General features: G+C 61.4%; 13 protein-coding genes and 1 tRNA gene. 8 read left to right on the top strand and 6 right to left on the bottom strand.

The genetic code is table 11. From position 1 onward, the window contains the following. Positions 1–161 precede the first annotated feature (161 nt). Positions 162–884 (top strand): metallophosphoesterase family protein, encoded by a 723-nt coding sequence (locus P6U24_RS09010; protein ID WP_407158778.1) that lies wholly within the window; start codon positions 162–164, stop codon positions 882–884. 114 nt (positions 885–998) lie between these two features. Further along, on the top strand, positions 999–1,814 hold the full coding sequence (locus P6U24_RS09005) for a heparin lyase I family protein (RefSeq protein ID WP_407158777.1): 816 nt from the start codon (positions 999–1,001) through the stop codon (positions 1,812–1,814). A 33-nt stretch (positions 1,815–1,847) separates the two neighbouring features. Here the strand turns inward: P6U24_RS09005 and P6U24_RS09000 are convergent, their stop codons facing one another. Both P6U24_RS09000 and P6U24_RS08995 read right to left on the bottom strand, forming a co-directional pair. Continuing rightward, entirely contained in the window at positions 1,848–2,168 is a 321-nt protein-coding gene (locus tag P6U24_RS09000) for a hypothetical protein (protein ID WP_407158776.1), read from the bottom strand. Positions 2,169–2,406: 238 nt separating this feature from the next. Beyond that, on the bottom strand, positions 2,407–3,624 hold the full coding sequence (locus P6U24_RS08995) for a polysaccharide biosynthesis/export family protein (RefSeq protein WP_407158775.1): 1,218 nt from the start codon (positions 3,622–3,624) through the stop codon (positions 2,407–2,409). A gap of 362 nt (positions 3,625–3,986) precedes the next feature. Between P6U24_RS08995 and P6U24_RS08990 the strand changes: the two genes are divergently transcribed. The 3 genes from P6U24_RS08990 (at position 3,987) to P6U24_RS08980 (ending at position 7,054) form a co-directional block, all read left to right on the top strand. After that, positions 3,987–5,039 (top strand): heparin lyase I family protein, encoded by a 1,053-nt coding sequence (locus P6U24_RS08990; RefSeq protein ID WP_407158774.1) that lies wholly within the window; start codon positions 3,987–3,989, stop codon positions 5,037–5,039. A 53-nt stretch (positions 5,040–5,092) separates the two neighbouring features. Then, on the top strand, positions 5,093–6,115 hold the full coding sequence (locus tag P6U24_RS08985) for a glycosyltransferase (RefSeq protein WP_407158773.1): 1,023 nt from the start codon (positions 5,093–5,095) through the stop codon (positions 6,113–6,115). A gap of 564 nt (positions 6,116–6,679) precedes the next feature. After that, positions 6,680–7,054 carry an H-NS family nucleoid-associated regulatory protein gene (locus P6U24_RS08980; protein ID WP_407158772.1) on the top strand — a complete coding sequence of 125 codons (375 nt, stop codon included), beginning with the start codon at positions 6,680–6,682 and terminating at the stop codon, positions 7,052–7,054. A gap of 424 nt (positions 7,055–7,478) precedes the next feature. On the opposite strand, the gene P6U24_RS08975 is transcribed toward P6U24_RS08980, so the two are convergent. From P6U24_RS08975 to P6U24_RS08960, 4 genes are all read right to left on the bottom strand, one after another. Continuing rightward, positions 7,479–7,553, bottom strand: a tRNA-Thr gene (locus P6U24_RS08975). A gap of 188 nt (positions 7,554–7,741) precedes the next feature. Next, positions 7,742–8,653 carry an alpha/beta fold hydrolase gene (locus P6U24_RS08970; RefSeq protein WP_407158771.1) on the bottom strand — a complete coding sequence of 304 codons (912 nt, stop codon included), beginning with the start codon at positions 8,651–8,653 and terminating at the stop codon, positions 7,742–7,744. Continuing rightward, positions 8,650–9,408: a serine aminopeptidase domain-containing protein gene (locus tag P6U24_RS08965; RefSeq protein WP_407158770.1), complete on the bottom strand. Its 759-nt coding sequence runs from the start codon at positions 9,406–9,408 to the stop codon at positions 8,650–8,652. The genes P6U24_RS08970 and P6U24_RS08965 overlap by 4 nt, the downstream gene beginning before the upstream one ends. A gap of 21 nt (positions 9,409–9,429) precedes the next feature. Then, positions 9,430–15,699 carry an amino acid adenylation domain-containing protein gene (locus P6U24_RS08960; protein ID WP_407160403.1) on the bottom strand — a complete coding sequence of 2,090 codons (6,270 nt, stop codon included), beginning with the start codon at positions 15,697–15,699 and terminating at the stop codon, positions 9,430–9,432. 392 nt (positions 15,700–16,091) lie between these two features. Here P6U24_RS08960 and P6U24_RS08955 point away from each other — a divergent pair, with 392 nt between their 5' ends. The 3 genes from P6U24_RS08955 to P6U24_RS08945 all read left to right on the top strand — a co-directional run bounded on the left by P6U24_RS08955 (position 16,092) and on the right by P6U24_RS08945 (position 20,210). Next, positions 16,092–17,555: an oligosaccharide flippase family protein gene (locus P6U24_RS08955; protein WP_407158769.1), complete on the top strand. Its 1,464-nt coding sequence runs from the start codon at positions 16,092–16,094 to the stop codon at positions 17,553–17,555. 255 nt (positions 17,556–17,810) lie between these two features. After that, positions 17,811–19,700 (top strand): hypothetical protein, encoded by a 1,890-nt coding sequence (locus P6U24_RS08950; RefSeq protein WP_407158768.1) that lies wholly within the window; start codon positions 17,811–17,813, stop codon positions 19,698–19,700. Positions 19,701–20,021: 321 nt separating this feature from the next. After that, positions 20,022–20,210: a hypothetical protein gene (locus P6U24_RS08945; RefSeq protein WP_407158767.1), complete on the top strand. Its 189-nt coding sequence runs from the start codon at positions 20,022–20,024 to the stop codon at positions 20,208–20,210. The last annotated feature ends 4 nt before the right edge of the window (positions 20,211–20,214 follow it).

The following is a 20,214-nucleotide window of genomic DNA, read 5'->3' as shown; positions in this document are numbered from 1 at the left end:
CGGCACAATGTGCGAATTCGAGATGGCCGATCTCGCTGACTGCGGTCGCGCGCCGCTATCGGCACGCCGGCATCTCTGGGATTGACAGACCGGCAATGGTGTTCAAAGCAAAGGCCATGCGTACGACGCGTAAGCCGCCTCCGTCGACGGATGATCCCGGCATGCCGGTTGCCCTGCCCGGCCGGCTTCCCGACGGAATGAGAATCTACGCCATCGGCGACGTGCATGGACGTCACGATCTCCTAGAGGCGCTGCTCGAGCGGGTCCGGAAGCATGTTGCGGCCAATCCGATCGCGCGGCCGCTCATCGTCTTCGTCGGCGACTATGTGGACCGCGGCCCCTCGTCGCGAGAGGTGCTGGACACTCTCCTCCTGCGCAGCAGCTACCAAGATACCATTTGCCTGCAGGGCAATCACGAGGGGTACGTGCTCGACTTCCTCGACAATCCTGCATCGCTTTCCGACTGGCTGCGCTTGGGCGCCCTGGAAACGTTGCGGTCCTATGGACTGGACCCCGGCAACTATCTCGACTCGCGGACGCAGGAGCTGCTTGCGATGTCGCTGTCCCTCGCCATGCACCAGACTGGGCATCTCGATTTTCTGCGAAACTTGCCCAGCAGCTTCACCTGCGGCGATTTCTTCTTCGTACATGCCGGGGTTCGCCCTGGCGTACCGCTCGATCAGCAGAGCCATCGGGACCTGGTGGAGATCCGCAAAGACTTTCTGCTCTGCACGGCCAGCTTTGGGAAAATCGTGGTGCACGGCCATACGCCGGTGTCCAAGGTCGAGATCCACCCGAACCGGATCAACATCGATACCGGCGCTTATGCGACCGGGCGGCTGACCTGCGTTGCTATCGAACGCGATCAGCTTCAAATCATTTGAAACGACAATCCGCATTTGCCGAATCTGAATTGGTCGATACTCGAAGGATATCCAATGCAAAAGCACGAGATAACCAAACCCTTTTCCGATTCTCCATCCATCCGAGCGATGCAGATGGCAGCGCGCCTGCCCCTTCTGCGGACCATCAGTTGGCTGACGCACCGTCGTTGCGCGCTCACCGCCTTCGCTCTCCTGACGCTTGGAGGAGCCGCGCAGGCCGAGGAGCTCGGCAATTTCAAATGGTCGGCGGTTGTCGACGCGAATGAACGCGTGGTTATCGGGGGCATCCAGTATGCGCCGGAATTCGCGCCGGAGCCCTGGAGCATCAGCCGCGCCAGTGATAGCGCGACAGACGTGACCCGCTTCGAGGTGCGCGCAGGCGATCAGTGGGGGGAAGACCGTTCGTCCGGCGAGAACAAGGAACGCTCCGAGCTCGACGGCTACAAGCGGCGTTTCCCGCAAGGCTCCGACGTCTGGGGCGCGTATGCCTTCCTGATCGAGCCCGGCCCGGAATACCATTCGGATTGGACCGCGATCAGCCAAATGCACGGCAGCAAGACGCGCTCGTTCCACGTCCATTTCAAGGAAGGCAGGTTGATCATCTACAGCGAGGCCGCGGGACCAAACGGCCAAGCGGCGAGCGGCACCCGCTATGCCGGCCCCGTCTCCCGCAACGCCTGGCACCAAGTCGTATTCCACCTCAAAGGTGGCTCGGGCGCCGATGGCCGGCTGGAATTCTGGCTCGATGCCAAGAAGATCGTCGACTACGCCGGGGCGATCGGGGCGCCCGGCAATCAGGCATATTGGAAGTTCGGCATCTATCGCGGCTACGGGCCGATCCAGACCCCTTTCGCGATTCAATTTGCCAATATGGAAGTCGGAACGAATAATTTGTCGGCGCGGATTACTAATCCGCTGCCGATCAAATGACCCTGGCCTCTTCAGGCCAGAGCGCCCAGCAGCTCAGTTGCACGTCACCTGGCCGGCAAAGCGCTGGCAGACCCGGCCGTCGCTGAGGTAAGTCGTATTGCCGTAGGTCTGCGTCACGGTACCGTTGCCGTAAACGCGGCTGTCGCCGAGGCGGTGATAGCTGCTGCCGTCGTTTGTCAGGTACGAGTTGCCGGAGGGGCCGACGGATCTGCCCTCGCTCCAGTAGTTGGCGCTTCCGTTTCGCTGATTGAGCGAACCGATGTCACACTGCGTCTGGTTGCCGACAAGCTGACAATTCTGGGCGTAAGCGCAAACCGGGAGCATCGAGAGAACAGCCACGATCAAGAACCGCATCGCTCGGTCTCCTTCCATTCATTCAGTCGGGGCGCCGCATCAACGGGCCGCTTGCCAGCTTCCCGAGGGAAGCACGGGCACGCGATTCGGCTTGCTCGCCGAACCCTTGCTGGAGCCAAAAGATTAGAGCAGACGGCGCGCTACGGCAATCTCATCCACCCCTCCCGTCGGCCGAACGATATCGCCGGACCGGGCCAATTGGCCCGCCATGACTGTAGCGCACCCCACAGCCGGGCCTTTAGTTGCCGGCTACTCCGGTCACAATCGCTGCACCAACTCCCTTACCCTCAATCGCAGCCTTCAGAGCGTAGCCGCTGATTCCGAGGTTAACCGGATCTTGGGCCGTCCGCACGATCTGGCTTATGTAGGTCAGTAACTTGGTTCCTTCGACCGACGAGGCATTGGAGACGTAGATCACGTCCTTATTTCGCATCTGGAATTTTGAGGCCAGGAAGTAGCCCGCGGGGTCTCGCAGGTCGAGCTGGTAGATGACGGGAATGACTGGTCCGTCGTACCCGGCGACATCAATGCCTAGCTCCCGTGCAACTTCGTGCGTCTCGCCACGATAGATGAACACGGCGGCCGGGTTCGCCTGAAGATCACTCAATCCGGTCGCCTTCGCGATCGCTTCCGACAGCGACACGCGCCAGGCATCGAACGCAAACTGGCCCTGCCGTCCCGCCGCACCGAATGCCAGGAAGGTCCGCGGTTCGCGATAGACATAAATTGTATCCAGCGGCCGCACGTAGATGTTGTTCGCGGGTTCGTCGACCAGCGCGCCGAAGGGGACCAAGGCGCGCTTGCCCTGGCGCTCGAGCACGACCCAGGTTTCATTGCCCTGGCCGAGCAATCCTCCGGCTCGTCCGATTGCATCGAGCAAGCGCTCGCCGCTTTGAAGCACGGGGAAGCGACCGGAGGCGCGCACGTCGCCCAGAACGGTGTAAGCGGACGCCCGCTGATCCAGGATCGTCACGACCACATTCGGCTCGAGCGCCCGATTCTTCAGCGCCGCGACAATCGATTGCTGCACCTGCGCAACTGTGTGGCCCTTGGCAGGAATGATCCCGGCCGACGGCACGGTGATGTTGCCATCGATTCCAACGGCCTGGGGCGGAACGGTGATCACATTGCTGGGCCGGATTCCGGTGTCACCGGGGACGAAGAGACCGGCGCCGGTATCGAAAATCGTGACGCCCACAATATCGCCCACGCCGATCACAACGGTCTGGGGCCCGCGCCGATCGCTGAATGTACCGACGAGTCGCGGCTCATGCGCGGCCAGCACGTTGATCGAATCCGGCCTCAGCTTGACGAGGGCATAAGGCAGCTCGGTTTCCGTCCCCTTTGTAATATCCCAGCTCTCCGGGCCGGATACCGGCGTAATCCCGCAGCCGCTCAAAATGGCCCCGGCTACCGCTACCACCAGACCCAGCGGAAACCGCTTGCTGAAAATCATTCCGTCCCCCAAATGTCGCCATCTCCTTAACACGATGTTTCGAGGGGGTTAGATACCCAACGCACTGAAACTCCGCGTTTACGGCCGAGGTGTCGCAGCAAAACCACACCCGGCAACACTCAAAACACTCGCCCCTGCGCCTAAGGCAGGAGTGCCCACTGGCCGGGCAAGATCCTTCGGGGATCCCCTGCGCTTCTGCGGCCAAGACCATGCCCAGAGCGGGATTGTTGTCTGCCGGCTGATTCTCGCCGCGCCGCGCAAGACAAGAGTGGCGCGCCATTCGCTTCATGAAAACTATTCGGCACTTGGTCTAATGAGGCGTTAACGGAAACGGAAAATTGCGAATCACTTCACATTTAATCGTGCCGTTTCTGATTTATTCTCGACACACGAGCGCCGCCTCCGGTAAATCACTGGGCACATTTTGGCCGGGCAGGAAGTTGAGAATGCGATCCAACCGGCAATGGACCCGTGAATGGGCTCCAGGCTTGATAGCTGTCACCGCACTCGGTTTTTTGCCTGTCCTGCAGCTTGTGTTCGCCGCGGCCGCCTCCGCCGCCGCATTGCCGGAAGCCATGGACGCATCACAGCAGTGCCCGACCGTGCCGGCAGGTAGGCGGGAGAGCTCCCGGTTACCACCGAACCAAAGCATGGAGGCCGGCGTCTCGTTTGCGACGGCCTGGAGCGAGCTGGCCACAGGCGGTTGGTACGGACGCCAAGCCATGGATGACTGCCGCATCAGGCCGGACGGAGTTCGCACCTGGCACGGCAAGGCCGCCGTGCGCGTCGAGGTACAGCCCAACGATGACCCGCTCGATCTGCACGCGAACAGCGAGCGGGCCGAGATGCTGGTGATGCAGGATGCATCCGGACGGGAGATCCGGGAAAGCCCGGCCAGCGGCGCGCAATATTATGCGACGAGTTATTTGCTTCCCCTGACCTGGCGCGGACAGCAGCTGCCGTGGTCTGCATTTGCGCCTATCGACTGCTCGCTCGCCCCCCGGACCGTCTGCAACAGTTGGTCCTACGTCTGGCAGTTCTACGGTTGGGGCGGCCTTACTGCTGCGCAGCGGACGCCGAATGGCCCGCAGCAATATACCTTCAATGATACGCCCCTGCGCGATGGGGGCCTGATCACCTTGGGCAAGTGGACCGACTTCGTTTTCCTGGTCGACTGGAGTACCGGCGCCTACACCGTATGGCGCCGCGATGAAGGCCAGAGCAAGTTCCACGAGGCGCTGACCGGCCGCTCGCCGGTACCGCGGGTGCGCTCAATCTATGTCAAGCAAGGACTTTATCGAGGCGGGAATACAGGCGGCCGGACTGATGTTCTCTGGATTGGCCCAACGGCGCGAGGATCGAGCTTCGCCTCTGTCGAACAGCAGGCGTTTGGAACCACAAATGGCGTCGAGTGACGAACAGAGCCTATTTAATGGATTTAATCCTTCCATGGCGAGGAATGTGAGCGGTGGTTAAGGTCAGTATTGTCATCAAAACACTTAATGAGGAAGCGAATATCAGCCGAGCGATCGAAAGCGCTCTCGCGGCGGTGGCGCCCTATCACGGCGAGGTCATCATCGCCGACAGCGTGTCGACCGACGGCACGGTCGGAATCGCGAAGGCGTTTCCCACCTCGATCGTGCAGCTTCGGCATGAAGGCGAGCGGTGTTGTGGCATCGGCCCGCAACTCGGCTACCAGCATAGCCTGGGCGAATATGTCTACATTCTCGACGGCGACATGGAGCTCAAGGCCGATTTTCTGAAGAAGGCAGTCGCGATTCTGGACAGTGAGCCGGACGTCGCCGGCGTTGGCGGCCACATCCACGAGATGCGAGTGGACAATCTGGAAGTGAAAGGGCGGGTGAAGCGCCATAGCCGTGCGCGCGCCAAGAACATGCGCGATGTCGAGTGCCTGAACGGCGGCGGCCTTTACCGCCGCGCGGCGATCACCGCGGTCGGATACCTGTCGGACCGGAACCTCTACGCATTCGAGGAGTACGATCTCGGCGCGCGGCTGCGGAGCAAAGGATGGCGCCTGATGCTTCTCAAGGATAAGGCGGTCGACCATTTCAGCTACGAACTGGGCACGTGGCCGCTGCTGTGGCACCGGCTGCGCTCTGGTCGTTTTCTCAGCTCGGGCCAGCTGTTTCGTGCCGCCGTCGAGGGCCATTATGCTAGACAGGTCCTGCGTGAAGTCCGCACCGTTCCGATCGATCTCGGTATCTGGCTCTATTGGGCTTGCCTGCTTGTCGCGAGCTATGAGCTTGGCGCCCGCATCGTCATTCCGCTCGGCGTTGCAGTTCCCCTGCTCCTGATGACGGTCAGAACCGGCTCTTTGAAACTGGCACTGTTCAGCGTGCTGACCTGGCACATTTCGGCGGTTGGGTTCGTGCTCGGCTTCTTCAAACGCCGCAGGCAGCCGGCTGCAGCGGTCGAAAGCACGATCATCCAGCACGCCCCGGCCCACCGTTCCGTCGAAGTCGTGAACTGACGGCGCGCTCCCAAGCTGGGGGAAGCTCGGAAGCTCGCAATTGCTAAATCGTGTCTGAAGTTTTCGGAAAATCTTAGCCGACAGTTGAGTGCTTCAGAAACGACCAGTCACGATTCCAGAACAGCGAATCGCGGCCTTGGAGGCGGTTTTTGGGTCATCCGAAAGCAGGACCCGAACGGAAGATGTCCCGCACATTGGCTAAGCACGTTTCAGTGCGGCCTGGTTTCGGTCATCGCAGGTCTTTTTCTGGATCCTCGAACGTTGTCCCCGTCCGAGAGCATCGTTGCGGAAGCGCACTATTCCATCTGCAATGCAGATGTAACAGCGTTCGCCGCACAGGTATCCGTTAGCTAACGATGTTAAAAATCCATCTGCAACGATGACGATCAGCTGGATCGGCTCACGCGCAACTGCAGCTTGTACACATCAATATTTCTTGACTGCCGTTTGTTTTGCGGTCGAGGCATGACAATATCCAAACAAGTAAACGATTAAACGGTTGAACAATACCTGTGAACCGCTTATGTATTTGCCAGCAGCGAATCTCGGGTGATGTGAAGCGAGATGAGCCACGACCTGAGCGATATGAAGAGCTACAATCTTAAATCAATGTCCGTGGATCAGCTCTGGGACCTCCACGAGCGGCTGGTCGCCGAACTAGGCCGGAAGATCGCGGCAGAGAAGGCAATGCTTGAGGATCGCCTCAGCCAGCTCGCTTCGGTCAAGCGCCATTCGACTGCCTCCCACCAGATCAGTTCGGCTGCCGCCCAATTGCCTCACAAGGAAGCAAAGCGGGCTTATCCCAAGGTTCTGCCGAAGTATCGCAATCCACGAAACCCGGAAGAGACCTGGGCCGGACGGGGCAAGCAGCCTCGATGGCTGGTCGCCCAACTTCGCTCCGGTCGAAAGCTCGAAGATTTCCGTATCAAGGGCGCATAGTGCCGGGGTGCGGCACTAGCGAACACAGCTGGTGCACCGGACAAGGGGTGCCTGAGTTACTGTCGCTGGACTGCTGTCCCTAATTGGTCGACCCCGCATATTCGCGAAAGGTTCGAGCCTTTCGCGGGTTGTTGTTGCGCGGCATGCTCGGTGGCTATCCGCAATTTGGACCGTGAGCGCGCCAACAAGACGGCCCCATTACCGATTTCAAAATCCGTTTCGTCGGTGCTTTCGCACACGATCGCATTCACTTCAGGAAAGAGCCAGTTCGAGCCTTGAGCGAGAAGCCGCACCGGAATGCGCCTGGATCGAGCGCACCTGGCTTGTCAGTTTCATGCACGATTCATTTTCGAAATTTCGGCCCGGAGCAGAAAACCCACAGCTCCTCTGACCCGACTTGTCCCAGGAGATTGGATCCCGAGATTGGTGCCGGTTGAAGGGACTTGAACCCCCGACCTCCGCCATACGATGGCGGCGCTCTACCCTGAGCTAAACCGGCGAATGCGCGCGATTATATGGCAATTGCGTCTGCAAGTTAAGTCACAAATCCACGGCGGACGATATTGCGCTGATTAAAGATCGCGCGGCCGAAGTAAATGGCAGCTGAGACAATTGCGGCTACCCGACTCCATTAAACCGACGTCCATTCCATCGCGAGGTTTTCCGAAAACGTCGGGACAACAGCTTCTAGGCTGCGGAAATCTGCAGCATGGTGTCGCCGACGGTGGGAGGACGCGGCTCGAAAGCGGTGCTGCTGCACCACTGCTCAATCAGATCATTCAGCCTCTCTCGTTCGCGCGCTGAGCTGAACGTATGGTCTGCGTCTTCGAAGAACTCGAGTTGCAGCAGGTCACCAAACGGCACGGTTCGATAGGCCTTCACAAATTGCTCGCGATAGGTTTGCCGGGGAGCATCGTGCCGGCCTGTACAAATGACCAGAAGCCGCAAGCCGGCATCAACGGCTGCCTTGTATGCCCTCCCAAGCGATGCCTGCACGTCCGGCTGCTCGAAGCTCAGATGCTGCGGCTCGGCTTGCGCGCGCAATGCCTGCGAGATCCGCTCACCCAGCCGCCGCACGATCTTGCTGCGCCGGAAGCTGAAGCGCTTCCAACGCCTGAACTGCAGCAGGCGTCGGGAGATGTAGTGGACGAAGTACTGCACGGTCGCCGGAATGTAGGGGTCGATGAGCACGGTGCCGATCACCCGTGGATCGGAGTGCGCGTACAGGATCGAGTGGTCTGCTCCGGAGCAAAGTCCGATGAGGATCACGCGCCGCGCGTGGAATTTGGATTCAAGCAGGCTGAGCGCGGTGCCGATATCAGCGAGATTGGACTTGAGCAGCGATTGCCCGGAGGCATGTTTCGCACTGTCGCCGATGCCGGAAAAATCGAATCGCAGCACGGTATGTCCGGACTGCGCCAGTCTGCGGGACATCGCTACGTACATGCGATGATGCCCGACACGATGCACGGTCCCTGTATTCAGGATAACGATCGCGGGTCGAGCCTTATCGCGCGCCTGAGCAGGCTCGGTGACGATTCCGATCAAGGATCCGCGCGAGCCGAATTGGACAGTGCGCTCGACAACTTTTTTCGTCATCGAAGCCACTCTTGGATTTGTTCGTAGGCCTGTATGGGCAGAATGCCGCTCTCAATCTCGATGTCCTGCCAAGGCAGAACCGTTTCAACGGTCACAATTTGAGTGGCCTGCAACCGGGTGCAATTGGCCGGCGGCGGCTGCGAGAAGATCGTCAAGGTTGAAGGCGCAGTCGCTTGTCCCGAGCAAAGGTCGATCGCACGAAGGCCTTCGACAAAAGCAGATGAAACCACACGCCCCCGAATTTCCGCACTCGTCTCGTGGCCTTGAACCGGCGCGAAGAATCGATCCCCCATTCTATGCTGGACGGCCGCGGGCTCAAGTTCGGCCAAATAGTTCTCCCCGTTGACGATGGGATCCCAGAGAATGAGCCGATCGATATCTCCGGCCAAAGCGGGAGCAACCTCGGCAGCCAACGAGGCTCCCAGCCGCAATCCCAGCACCACCACACGAGGTGCGCTGCTCATCGCTTTGAGCTCTCCGATAGCGGTCGCGATGTCCTGCTTCCAGCCGTCGAGATCGGCATCGGTTGTCTCGCCTCCCGAATCGCCTTCGCCAAAATAGTCGAAGCGCAGCGTATCGAATCCTGCGGCACATAGTCGCTGCGCCAGCACGCGCAGAGCGTGGTGCGCGTTGACGTATTCCGCTCCCCACGAGTTGCACAGCAGGACCGCACGAGCGACCTTCGCGCGACGCTGGGCCGGCTCGTAGACGCCGAACAGGCGGCGCTCGGCTGATCCGAAGAACAATGGCAACATCGCAGCGCGCGACTCCTATAGCTACCGACCAGCAAGGTCTTCAGCAATTTGCCTCAGATTTTGGAAGTACAACCTCCGCGGGTCAAGGCGCTTGCCGGTACGCTTTTCCAACAGACGTGCCAGCCTTACTGCAAGGAGCGAGTGACCGCCCAATTCGAAGAAATTATCCCGCGCGCTGATAGTCTGGAGCTTGAGCAGCTCTCGCCAGATCTGGGCAAGGGTCGACTCCATCCCCTCCGCTGGCTGCTCGAATGCGTCGGTGATCTCGGTTTCCCGCAGGAAGGGATCCGGGAGCGCCTTGCGGTCGATCTTGCCATTAGGCGTCAACGGGATATCGTCCACCGCGACGATCAGTGCAGGGACCATGTATTCCGGCAGCGCTTCCCTCAGATAGGACCGGAGCTCGCTGCCGATCACGCCCGTATCGGAAACTACGTAGGCAACCAGACGCACGTCTCCGCCGGTCAGAGGGTAAGCCACCACGACGGCCTGGGCTACCAGAGGGTGCTTCCGCAGCAGAGCTTCGATCTCGCCGGCTTCGATTCGATGGCCACGAATCTTGACCTGGTTGTCGATGCGCCCGAGATGGTAAAGGCGGCCGTCGATCCCCCATTTGCCGAGGTCGCCCGTTTTGTAGAGACGCTTGCCCTTGCCCGCGAAGCGGTCGGACACGAAGCGATCTGCCGTCAATTCGGGGCGCGCGTGGTATCCTCGCGCGAGGCCATCCCCACCGATCAGGATCTCGCCGGGAATTCCGATGGGCGTCAATTCACCGTTCCGGTCGGTGATGTAGATCCTTGTGTTGGCAATCGGCGTTCCGATCGAGATGTCGGCATCACCGGCTTCGACGCGCGCCGCCGTGGACCAGATCGTGGTCTCAGTCGGGCCGTACAGATTCCAGAGTTCAGCCACGCGGCCGAGGAGCGCACCGGCGAGATCCTTCGAAAGCGCCTCGCCGCCACAAAATGCGCGGAGCGATGGTGCGCCTTCCCAGCCGCTGTCGAGCAGCATGCGCCATGTCGCCGGAGTCGCCTGGAGCACCGTCGCTTGGCTGTCGGAGATCAATTGCTTCAGCGCCTCGGCGCTCCCTGCCGTTTCCTTCGCAGCCAGCTCGACCCGCGCGCCGACGCTCAATGGCAGATAAAGCTCCAGGCCCGCGATATCGAACGCGATTGTCGTCACCGCCAGCAGCACGTCATCGCGGGCGAGGCCTGGATGGTGCGCCATCGAGGCCAGGAAATTGGACAGTGCGCCATGCTCGATCACGACCCCTTTCGGCTGCCCGGTCGAGCCTGACGTGTAAATCACATAGGCGACATCGGAAGGAACGACGCAAGCAGCCAGTCGCTCCCGATCCGTTGCAGCGGCAGCGGTCTTGAGCCGGGCAGAATCCAGTACCGCGACTGCCGCGGGCACATCGAAGCGCGGCATCGTTCCGGCGTCGGTCACGAGCGCGCCGACGCCGCTGTCCTCCAGCATGTACTGCAGGCGCTTGACCGGAAAGACGGGATCGAGCGGGACGTAGTAGGCGCCGACCTTCTGGATCCCGAGCAGAATTGCCACTAGGTCGATCGACCGGTTCATGAGGATTGCGACTCCGGTGCCGCGGCCGACGCCCGCTTCACGCAGATTCTGTCCGATCGCGCGCGCGGCAGCATCCAGTTCGGCATAGCTGATCGTTCTGCCCTCGAAGGAGATCGCCGGCGCATCGGGCTGCCGTGCAACCTGTCGCTCGAACATGGCGATGAAGGGTGGCCGGTCCTTATCCGCGGTCCCAGTCGCATTCCATTCCTCCAGCAACAATTGGCGCTCGCGCGGCGGCAGTATTGGCGCCGTGTTGATGCTGTCGCCGGGATTCTCCAGGATGCTTTGCAATATCTGGAGATACTGGGCCGCAAAACGCCCGACGGTGGCGGGCTGAAACAGGTCCGTATTATATTCGATGGTCACGCCTGGCTTGAGTTGCGTGTCCACCGATATGCTCAGCTCGAACTGTGCCCCGCCCCTGTCGACGATGATCGGCTCCCACGTGAGCCCGTCAAAGGAGACGCCGTGGAATGGTACGTTCGGCATGTTGAACATGACCTGCAGCAGCGGCGCCCGGCGGTCGTCTCGCGGGTACTGCACCTCCTGAACCAATTTATCGAACGGCACGTCCTGATGCGTGTAGGCCTCCAGCGCCACGGATCGCACGCGCTGCAGCAACTGCTGAAAGCTTGGGTTGCCGGATAGGTCGATGCGAAGAGCGAGCAGGTTGACGAACGTGCCGACCATGTTCTCCACGTCGGCCTGGGTCCGGTTTGCGATCGGCACCCCGATCGCAAAGTCCTGCTGCCCGGTCAGACGATAGAGCTGCAACGCGAACGCTGCCAGCATCGTCATGAACAGCGTGGAGCCCTCTTTCCGGCTGAGCGCGTTCAATTCCGCCAGCAGGCCGGGCGAAAGCGGCGTCTCATGGATCGCGCCATTGTGGCTGCGCAGACGCGGCCGCGGCAGGTCGATCGGAAGCTCAAGCGCCGGCACATCCTTCAGCCGATCGATCCAGTATGCGAGCGCCGGCTGATTCCTGTCCTCGAGATAGCGGCGCTGCCAACGTGCATAGTCGCGATAATGCAGATGGAGCGGCTTGAGCGGCAGCGGCTCGCCCTTCCCGATCGCATTATACAGGGCGGCGAGCTCGCGCCCGATCACCGCCATCGACCATTGGTCGCCCGAAATATGGTGCAAGTTGAGCTGCAACAGGTGCTCGTCGTCAGCGGTGCGATAGAGACAGATGCGCAGCACAGGGCCGCGCTCCAGATCGAACGGAGTGCGTGCATCGACCTCGACCCTTTTCAGCGCCTCGACCGAGGCGCCCTCGCCGAGAGACCGCAAGTCGATGACGGCCAGCTCTTCCGCCTGCCACGGCACGGTTCTCTGCCGTACCTCGCCCGCTTCCTCGAAGAAGACGCTGCGCAGATTTTCGTGCCTGCGACGCAAGATGTCGAACGCCTGCGCCAGCGCCGACCGATCGAGCCGGCCGGTCAGGCGCAGAACACCGCTCATGTTGTAGGCTGCGTTCTGTGTGTCGAGGGTCTGGATCAGCCACATTCGCTGTTGCGAATATGACAGCACGGATTGGTCATCACGCGCGTCGTCTGCAGCGAGCCGCATGGCGCGGTCTGAGGCGTGGGCCTCGCCGATCAGCGGCAGAAGTGGGCCTGGCTCGGACGCGCCAAGCGCTTCCTGAACGCTTGCTCCCAGGCGCTCCAATGTGGAGCATTCGAAAAGCACGCGCAGCGGCAGTTCGATCTTAAAGTCACGGCGGATGCGCGCGGCAGCCTGAGTTGCCAGCAGCGAGTGACCTCCGAGATCGAAGAAGTCGTCATGGCGGCCGATGCGTTCGACTTGCAGCAGCTCCGACCAGATCGCGGCCAGCGCCAGTTCGATCGGCCCTTGCGGCGCCTCGTAGCTGTGAACGGCAAATGCCGTCGCCTGGTCGGGAGCGGGAAGCGCCTGGCGGTCGAGCTTGCCATTCGGCGTCAACGGTAGCGCCGGCATATGCACATAGGCTGACGGCACCATGTAGTCGGGCAGCGACAACGCCAGATGGGCGCGCAAGTCCGCAGCCGCAATTCCCTGCGCTCCCGTGTAGTAGGCGACGAGGCGCTTGCCGCCGGGAAGATCCTCACGCGCCAGCACGGCCGCCTCCTGCACTCCGTGATGGCTGGAGAGCCGCGCTTCGACCTCACCAAGCTCGACGCGAAACCCGCGGATTTTCACCTGATGATCATTGCGCCCCAGAAACGCGATAGTGCCGTCCGGCAGCCATCGCGCCAGGTCTCCGGTCCGGTACATGCGCGCATTCGGATGCCTCGCCGCCTCCGCAAATGGATCGCGCAGAAAACGTTCGGCCGTCAGGTCGGGCTGGTTGAGATAGCCGCGGGCGACGCCGGCCCCGCCGATATGGACCTCTCCCACGACGCCCACGGGCACCGGGTGGCCGGCTGCGTCGAGGATGTAGATCCGCGTGTTCGCAATCGGACGGCCGATCGGCACCGGACCTGAGAGCGAGCACTTGGCGCAGCGCTGCACGCTCGCCCACACTGTGGCTTCTGTTGGGCCATATTCGTTGTAGAGGGTAGCGCCTGGCGCCCAGCGCGCAACCTTTTCGACGAGGTCGGAGGTACATGGCTCGCCGCCGGTCACGACCTGCTTCAACTCGAAGGCCGCCTCGGATGACCCTCTCTCGCAGAGCGCATTCAGGAACGACGGCACCCCGAGAATGCTCGTGATCTTCCATCGTTCCAATAATCCGGCGGTTAATTCCGGCGCGAGGGCCGCTTCGGAGCTGCTTACGATGAGCGTGCCGCCCACGGCGAGCGCTCCAAAAATCGCAGCGACCGAACTGTCGAAGCTGATCGACGCAGCGAGCAGGACCCTGTCGTAGCCGCCGTAATATCGCAGACGTGCATTGGTCGATGCTTGCAGCGACCGATGTTCGACCATGACGCCCTTGGGCGCTCCCGTCGAACCCGACGTATAGATGAGGTAGGCGAGGTGAGAGGGCGTCAGTCCCAGGGCCCGCGGGTCCGGATTCTCGGAGGAATAGCCGTGCCAGGCCTCCGGACCCATGTCGAGCGTCAACACGGACGTTCCGGAGAGCGGCCGTCCCAGCCGCGGCAGAATGCTCTCCTGCGTCAGCAGCACGCGCGGCGCACTGTCGCGCAACATGAATTGCAGCCGCTCCGCCGGATAGGTCGGGTCCAGCGGAACATAGGCGCCACCAGCCTTCAGCGTTGCCAGAAGCGCGACCACCATCTCGGTGCTGCGCTCCACGGCAATCGCCACCCGGTCGTCCGGCTTCACGCCTTCGGCGATCAGCCGGTGCGCCAGGCGGTTCGCCCTCGCGTTCAGCTCCGCATAGGTGATCGCTGCATCCTCGAATGCCACCGCAAGCGCGTCCGGCGTCTTCGCCGCCTGCTCCTCGATCAACTCGTGAATGCACTGCCCCGTCGGATGCTCCGCTTCGGTCGCATTCCACTCGTACAGAATGCGCTGCCGCTCCGCCGCTTGAAGCACGACGGCATCGCGGGATGCGGTTTCGGGCTGCGCCATGCACTGGGCCAACATCTCGCAAAAGCGCTGATGATGCGCTTCGGCTTCCGACAGAGCGTACCGAGCAGAGTTTGCAACGATGTAGAAGTGCTTGGTGACGGCCTTGCTTCCTCCGTAATAGAGAAACTGGATGTTCTCTTCACGCCCATTCGGCAGCTGCCTGAGACGGACACCGAATTCGCCAAATCTGATGTCGTCGCCGATCGGGACATAATTCACCAGCGCAGCAAAGGCAGCTCTGTTGCGCCCCGAAAGGCCGAGATCGCGCCTGAGTTCTTCCCACCGATAGCGCTGATGCCGGTAGCCCTCGCGCATGATGCGCGCGAGCTTCCGCGAAAGGGCCTCGAAGCTCTCATTCGCATCGATCGAGACACGAACGGGAATGACATTCGTCGCGAGACCGACGGTGCGGCGCAGCTTCTCGCCGAGCCGATTCGAGACCTGCATACCCAGTGTCAGATCGGCCGCGCCCGTCATCCGATAGAGGTAGGTCGCGACGCCTGCCATCAGAACTGCCGCAGGATTCAGTCCGCGGAGTTGTGCAAAGTCCTCGACATCCAATTTGGACGTAATCGCACCTGCGATCCGATGGACGCTCGATCCGAGCGCAGCACTCCGCGTTGCCAGATCCCCGCCTTCCGGATGTCCCTCAAGAGCCTTCAGCCAATAAGCTCGGTCGCGTGCATGGTGCTCAGAGTTCGCGTAAGCCCGCTCGGCATCCAGCAGGGCGTCGTGAGAACAAAGATCGCTCGCAGTGGGCCCGCAACCCGTCGCCAGGCTCGCATAGAGTTCGGCGATCCGACGTACGAACAGGCCGGCGCCGAAGCTGTCACAGATGATGTGATGGCCGGCCAGGTAGCAGAAGCAGCAGTCTGGCTCGATGCGAAGCATCGCAATGCGAAACAGCTGCTCGCCCGTCAGATCAAAGGGGCGAGCCAGATCGGCCCGCATCCACGCCTCGGCTGCCGCGCGGGAATCAGCCTCGGCGCTGAGATCAATGAAGGGCAGCGGCCAATGCTCGTCGAGATCATAATACTGCCGAGGCCCGCTCTCGGTGTCGATGAAACGCAGATGCAGCGCGTCGGCGTCCTTGACAGCCAGACGCACAGCCTGCTCGAACACTCTCCGGTCTACCGCCCCGTCGATTTCGACGCATTGGCCGATATTGAACGCAGGATCATCTCGGTCGAGCATCTGCGCGAACCAGACGCTCGCCTGCGCCTCATTCAAAGAACGCAGATCGGTCGGCAAGATCTTCAAGAGACGGCAATCCATTGACTGAATAATTCAAATCGAGCATAGGGCACAGATCCTAATCGTATTTCAATCTCTTCAGCCTCCAAATTTAACGGTTAGGATAACGGAATTCACAATAGATCAAAGAACGCTGCGACTCCATAGCGCAGCCTTTCTGAGCCATTTGCGCGGAAAAGCCGGAGAACAGGCAGCCGCGTCACACTCCGGCGTATCGCGGTATTAATTAGGACGGAAGGACAGGTCTCACTTGGCGGCCGCCTCGAGCACAAACGTGATTAAATCCGCCACCGGAACTTGCTCCGCTGCGCTGCGCCGACGAGGAACCTAGCATGGCGGGCGTCAGGCGCGCGTTCTTTTGGGCGACGTTCGGCCGTTACGTGGCGATGGCCATTAACCTTACCGTCACGATCCTTGCTGTGCGCGTGGTTCCGCCGGCCAGTTTCGGCGTTGCAGTTCTGAGCGCAGCCGCTTACGCGATCGCGGAGGCGGTCCGCGAGATCGGCGGCGGCGCCTATCTGATCCAGGAGCGCGAACTCACTGCCGACAAGATCCGCTCGAGCATAACGGTCAGCCTGATCGTGTCTCTGGCTCTGGCAGCCCTGCTATTCCTCGGCGCGCGCGTCATTGCCCGGTTCTACGGAGTTCCCGAGATCGAGCACTACCTCCATGTCGCCGTGCTCGGATTCGCCCTGGGGCCATTCGTCTTTCCGGCCCTCGCGCTGATGAGTCGCGAGCTGGCGTTCGGCTACCAGGCGCTCACCACCATCTCGATGGCGCTCGCCGGCGGAATAGCCACGATCGGACTGGCGGCCGGCGGATTCAGCTACATGGCCTTCGCCTGGGCGAACGTCGCGGCGGCGCTGGTCGGCAGTGTTCTGTGCTTCCTGTTTCGGCCCGATCTTTCCATCTATCGCTGGTCGCTGCGCGAATGGCGCGGTGTCGTCCGCTTCGGCCTGTTCGACAGCGCCACGGCGCTGCTCGCTGCGCTCGGCGAGCACGCGCCCTACCTGCTGCTCGGACGATTCCTGAACACCGCGGGCGTTGGAATCGCGCAGCGCGCGCTTCTGCTGTCCACCTTCCCGGAGCGGGTGATCCTGGCCGGGGTCGGCGCCGTTGCGCTTCCGGCATTCGCGCGTCGCGTGCGGGAAGGCGGCGACACCCGAGCGGCTTACTTGCGTGCGATTGAGATGATCACGGCCGTGCAATGGCCCTGCCTGATGCTGCTGGCGACGCTGGCCACGCCCTTGGTGCTCTTTCTGCTGAGCCCAAGATGGGCCGAAGTGGCGCCGCTGCTGCGGATTCTCTGCCTTGCGATGGCGTTCTCGTTTCCCTGGGCCTTGCAATATCCGGTTCTTGTTGCGCTTGGAGCGGTGCGGCTGCTGCCCTGGCTGGTCGCAGCGCAGGCACTCGTGAACCTCCTCGCCGTGGGCCTGACAGCACCTTATGGGCTGCACGCGGTCGCGTGGGGCCTGGTCGTCACCTTGCCTCTGAATGCATTGGCGGCGGTGACGATTGCGCGTGCTTATCTGAAATTTTCGTGGCTGGAATTTCTGCATGCGCTTATCAAGAGCGCGTTCGTCACAGCGCTGGCCGGGCTGGGACCGGCAGCGATGCTGCTGTTGCAGGGCGGCCTAGACGGCATATCGCTGACCGGCGGCTTGATCGCAACCATCCTGGCCGGGCTTGGCTGGTTGCTCGGCCTCTATGTAACGCGGCACCCGCTTCGGGACGAGGCGCTCCGCATTCCATCGCTGGTCCAGCGCGCCTTGTCGAAAGGCCAGCAGCCGGCGTAAGCGCAGGCGCGCTCAGCGACGAGAAAAACGACACGGCCACAATTTTCAGTTGAATGTCCGCGAGCGCAGTTCCGGATCGGAAACCCTTTGCGCCTGAATCTGGATGAGCCCGGTCGCACGTCAATTTAATGGCGCTTTTCAAAAAAATTAATGCCGATTTCGAGCGTGATTAACCTTTCAACGCGGAACCGGCGCGGTTATTTGACTCCCGATTAGAGTTACTGGAAGATTAAATACCTTCAGGGGGGATTTGTAATGTTCACTCCACTGATTCACAGCCGTTTCCACGGCTGGAAAATCGGCACCGACGATATTTTCACGGGCCTCGACAACGCCTACAACGTGTTCGTCGGTGATACCAGCAGAGGCCTGTCGGACCACGCGATCGGCGGCAACGACAGCTACACCGCCGGCAGCAATGCAACCAATCTGTTTTTCGGTGATGCGGTCCTCGACCTCAGCGGCTTCGCCAGAGGCGGCGCTGACACCTTCAATTGGGTCAAGCACGGCACGTCGAATGCCGAGACAACCAACGTCTTCTGGGGCGATGCGGGCGGCAGCCTGACCGGGCACGCCGTCGGGGGCAACGACAGTTGCAGCGTTACCGGCGGCCACTCGACCACCACGTTTTATGGCGACGCCGGCGCCAACATGTCTGGCTATGCCCATGGCGGCAACGACAACTTCCATGCCATGACCGCCGTCGGCGGCGTCAACGTTTTCTACGGCGATGCCGGCGGAGACATGTCCGGTCAGGCCCATGGCGGCTCCGACACCTACAGCTGTCGCGTCGAGTTCAGCAGCCACACATTCTACGGCGATGCCGGCGGCAACATGTCCGGCAACGCGGTCGGCGGGAACGATTCCGCGACGGCAATCGGCGGTGACGGCACCTTCACCTTTTATGGCGACGCCGGCAACAGCATGACGGGTCATGCACACGGCGGCGACGACAGCTTCCAGACCACCGGCCAAGGCCAGACCTTCTACGGCGATGCCGGCGGCGATATGTCCGGACACGCGCAGGGCGGCAACGACACCTACAACACCGGAACGATCTCGCCCATTCTTCACGCCGCGACCTTCTATGGCGACGCCGGTGGTGACCTGCACGGCTATGCGCACGGGGGCGACGACACCTTCATCACCAGCGCGACCAGCACCAAGTTCTATGGCGATGCGGGCGGCAGCCTCTATGACCACGCCAGCGGCGGCAACGATGTCGTCAACGCCGGTATCTCGCAAGGCGTGACCACGCCGACCGTCGCCGTGTTTTACGGCGATGCCGCCGACAACCTGTTCGGTGGGTCCCATGGCGGCAATGATCAGTTCACGCTCAATGCCAAAGGATCCAGCATCGTCGAGGTCTATGGCGACGCCGGCGGCAACATCTCCGACCACGCGGTCGGTGGCAATGATACGTTGAACTATACTGTCTCCGGCGGCAGTCCGAGTTGCACCTTCTATGGAGACGCCGGCGGCGCCCTCTATGGATACGCCAAGGGCGGAAACGACGCCTGCGTGATCACCGCGCAATCACTGCAACCGCTCTCCGCCACCAACACGTTCTATGGCGATGCCGGCATCGAGATGACCGGACATACCCTTGGAGGCAACGATACCTTCGCGGGCGGCGCGAACGAGACAAACGTCGCTTATGGCGACACGTCAAACATGTCCGACGATGCACATGGCGGCAACGACGTGCTCGCCGGCGGCAACGACACCGCCGCTCAGGCCAAGGGCATCTACGACAACACGCTGGTGGGCGATGCCCAGATCATGGCGGATCACGCCCGTGGCGGGAATGACACGCTGATCAGCGGCACCGGTAATGACGACATGTGGGGCGACGCGCAGCTCATGCTCGGCGCCGCCAAGGGCGGCAACGACACCTTCGTGTTCAACTTCAACAATGGCCACGACAAGATCGAGGATTTCGGCCAGGGCCGCCCCGGCGAGGGATCGAATCTCGGCATCGATCACATCGATGTCAGCGCGCTTGGAATCCACGACTTCAGCCAGCTGAACATTTCCGCGTTTGATCCGACGACGCACGAAAGCACAATCACGTTCAGTCCCGGCAATGACGTGGTGGTGCACAGCCAGGTGGCGTTGACAGCGCATGATTTCCTGTTCGCTTGATCTGCCATCGACCTGCGCGGCGAGCGATTTGCTGCGCAGACGAACTATCAGGCACCCGGATCTCGGACGCGGAAGAAGGGCCCCTCGGCCGCTACGGCGGTCGTGGCTTGGTTCAGTGGCCGGGCATCCGTGATCGTCATCGTGAACGGAATACGGTTTCTACGCTTGAACACGGTCCTCTAAACGCATGGCGTTGCGAGGCATCAGCCTCGTCATGAGGCTCTTGCTGTGCTCTACTGAATTACCGATTTCCGTGCTCCCAAAAAGGACTGTTGACGTTCCTCCGCTTCGATGCTGCACTCGCGTCATTGCGGTGCACCCATGAACGACATCATCGAAAGCGTTCTGAAGAACTCGGATCGTGAGGTTGGCGCTGAGACCCGCGAGAGGGTGGCAGAATACCTGCATATGCTTGCCCAAGCCGGCAAGACGAGGCGGCAGCTGATCTGGTACGGCACCGCCTACGTCAAAGAACTCTTCGAACCTGACCGTCGCTATAGCGGCTGCTGACCGC

Source organism: Bradyrhizobium sp. STM 3557 (assembly GCF_045571465.1).
Classification (GTDB): Bacteria; Pseudomonadota; Alphaproteobacteria; order Rhizobiales; family Xanthobacteraceae; genus Bradyrhizobium.
Note: the sequence above shows the minus strand (reverse complement) of the source record. Positions and strands in the feature narration are given on the sequence as shown.

What these genes read in the sequence shown, in the direction of transcription:
- P6U24_RS09010 (WP_407158778.1), top strand. Translation starts at nt 162, where the DNA reads ATGCCGGTTGCCCTGCCCGGCCGGCTTCCCGACGGAATGAGAATCTAC.
- P6U24_RS09005 (WP_407158777.1), top strand. Translation starts at nt 999, where the DNA reads ATGGCAGCGCGCCTGCCCCTTCTGCGGACCATCAGTTGGCTGACGCAC.
- P6U24_RS09000 (WP_407158776.1), bottom strand. Translation starts at nt 2,168, where the DNA reads ATGCGGTTCTTGATCGTGGCTGTTCTCTCGATGCTCCCGGTTTGCGCT.
- P6U24_RS08995 (WP_407158775.1), bottom strand. Translation starts at nt 3,624, where the DNA reads ATGATTTTCAGCAAGCGGTTTCCGCTGGGTCTGGTGGTAGCGGTAGCC.
- P6U24_RS08980 (WP_407158772.1), top strand. Translation starts at nt 6,680, where the DNA reads ATGAGCCACGACCTGAGCGATATGAAGAGCTACAATCTTAAATCAATG.
- P6U24_RS08970 (WP_407158771.1), bottom strand. Translation starts at nt 8,653, where the DNA reads ATGACGAAAAAAGTTGTCGAGCGCACTGTCCAATTCGGCTCGCGCGGA.
- P6U24_RS08965 (WP_407158770.1), bottom strand. Translation starts at nt 9,408, where the DNA reads ATGTTGCCATTGTTCTTCGGATCAGCCGAGCGCCGCCTGTTCGGCGTC.
- P6U24_RS08960 (WP_407160403.1), bottom strand. Translation starts at nt 15,699, where the DNA reads ATGCTCGACCGAGATGATCCTGCGTTCAATATCGGCCAATGCGTCGAA.
- P6U24_RS08955 (WP_407158769.1), top strand. Translation starts at nt 16,092, where the DNA reads ATGGCGGGCGTCAGGCGCGCGTTCTTTTGGGCGACGTTCGGCCGTTAC.
- P6U24_RS08950 (WP_407158768.1), top strand. Translation starts at nt 17,811, where the DNA reads ATGTTCACTCCACTGATTCACAGCCGTTTCCACGGCTGGAAAATCGGC.
- P6U24_RS08945 (WP_407158767.1), top strand. Translation starts at nt 20,022, where the DNA reads ATGAACGACATCATCGAAAGCGTTCTGAAGAACTCGGATCGTGAGGTT.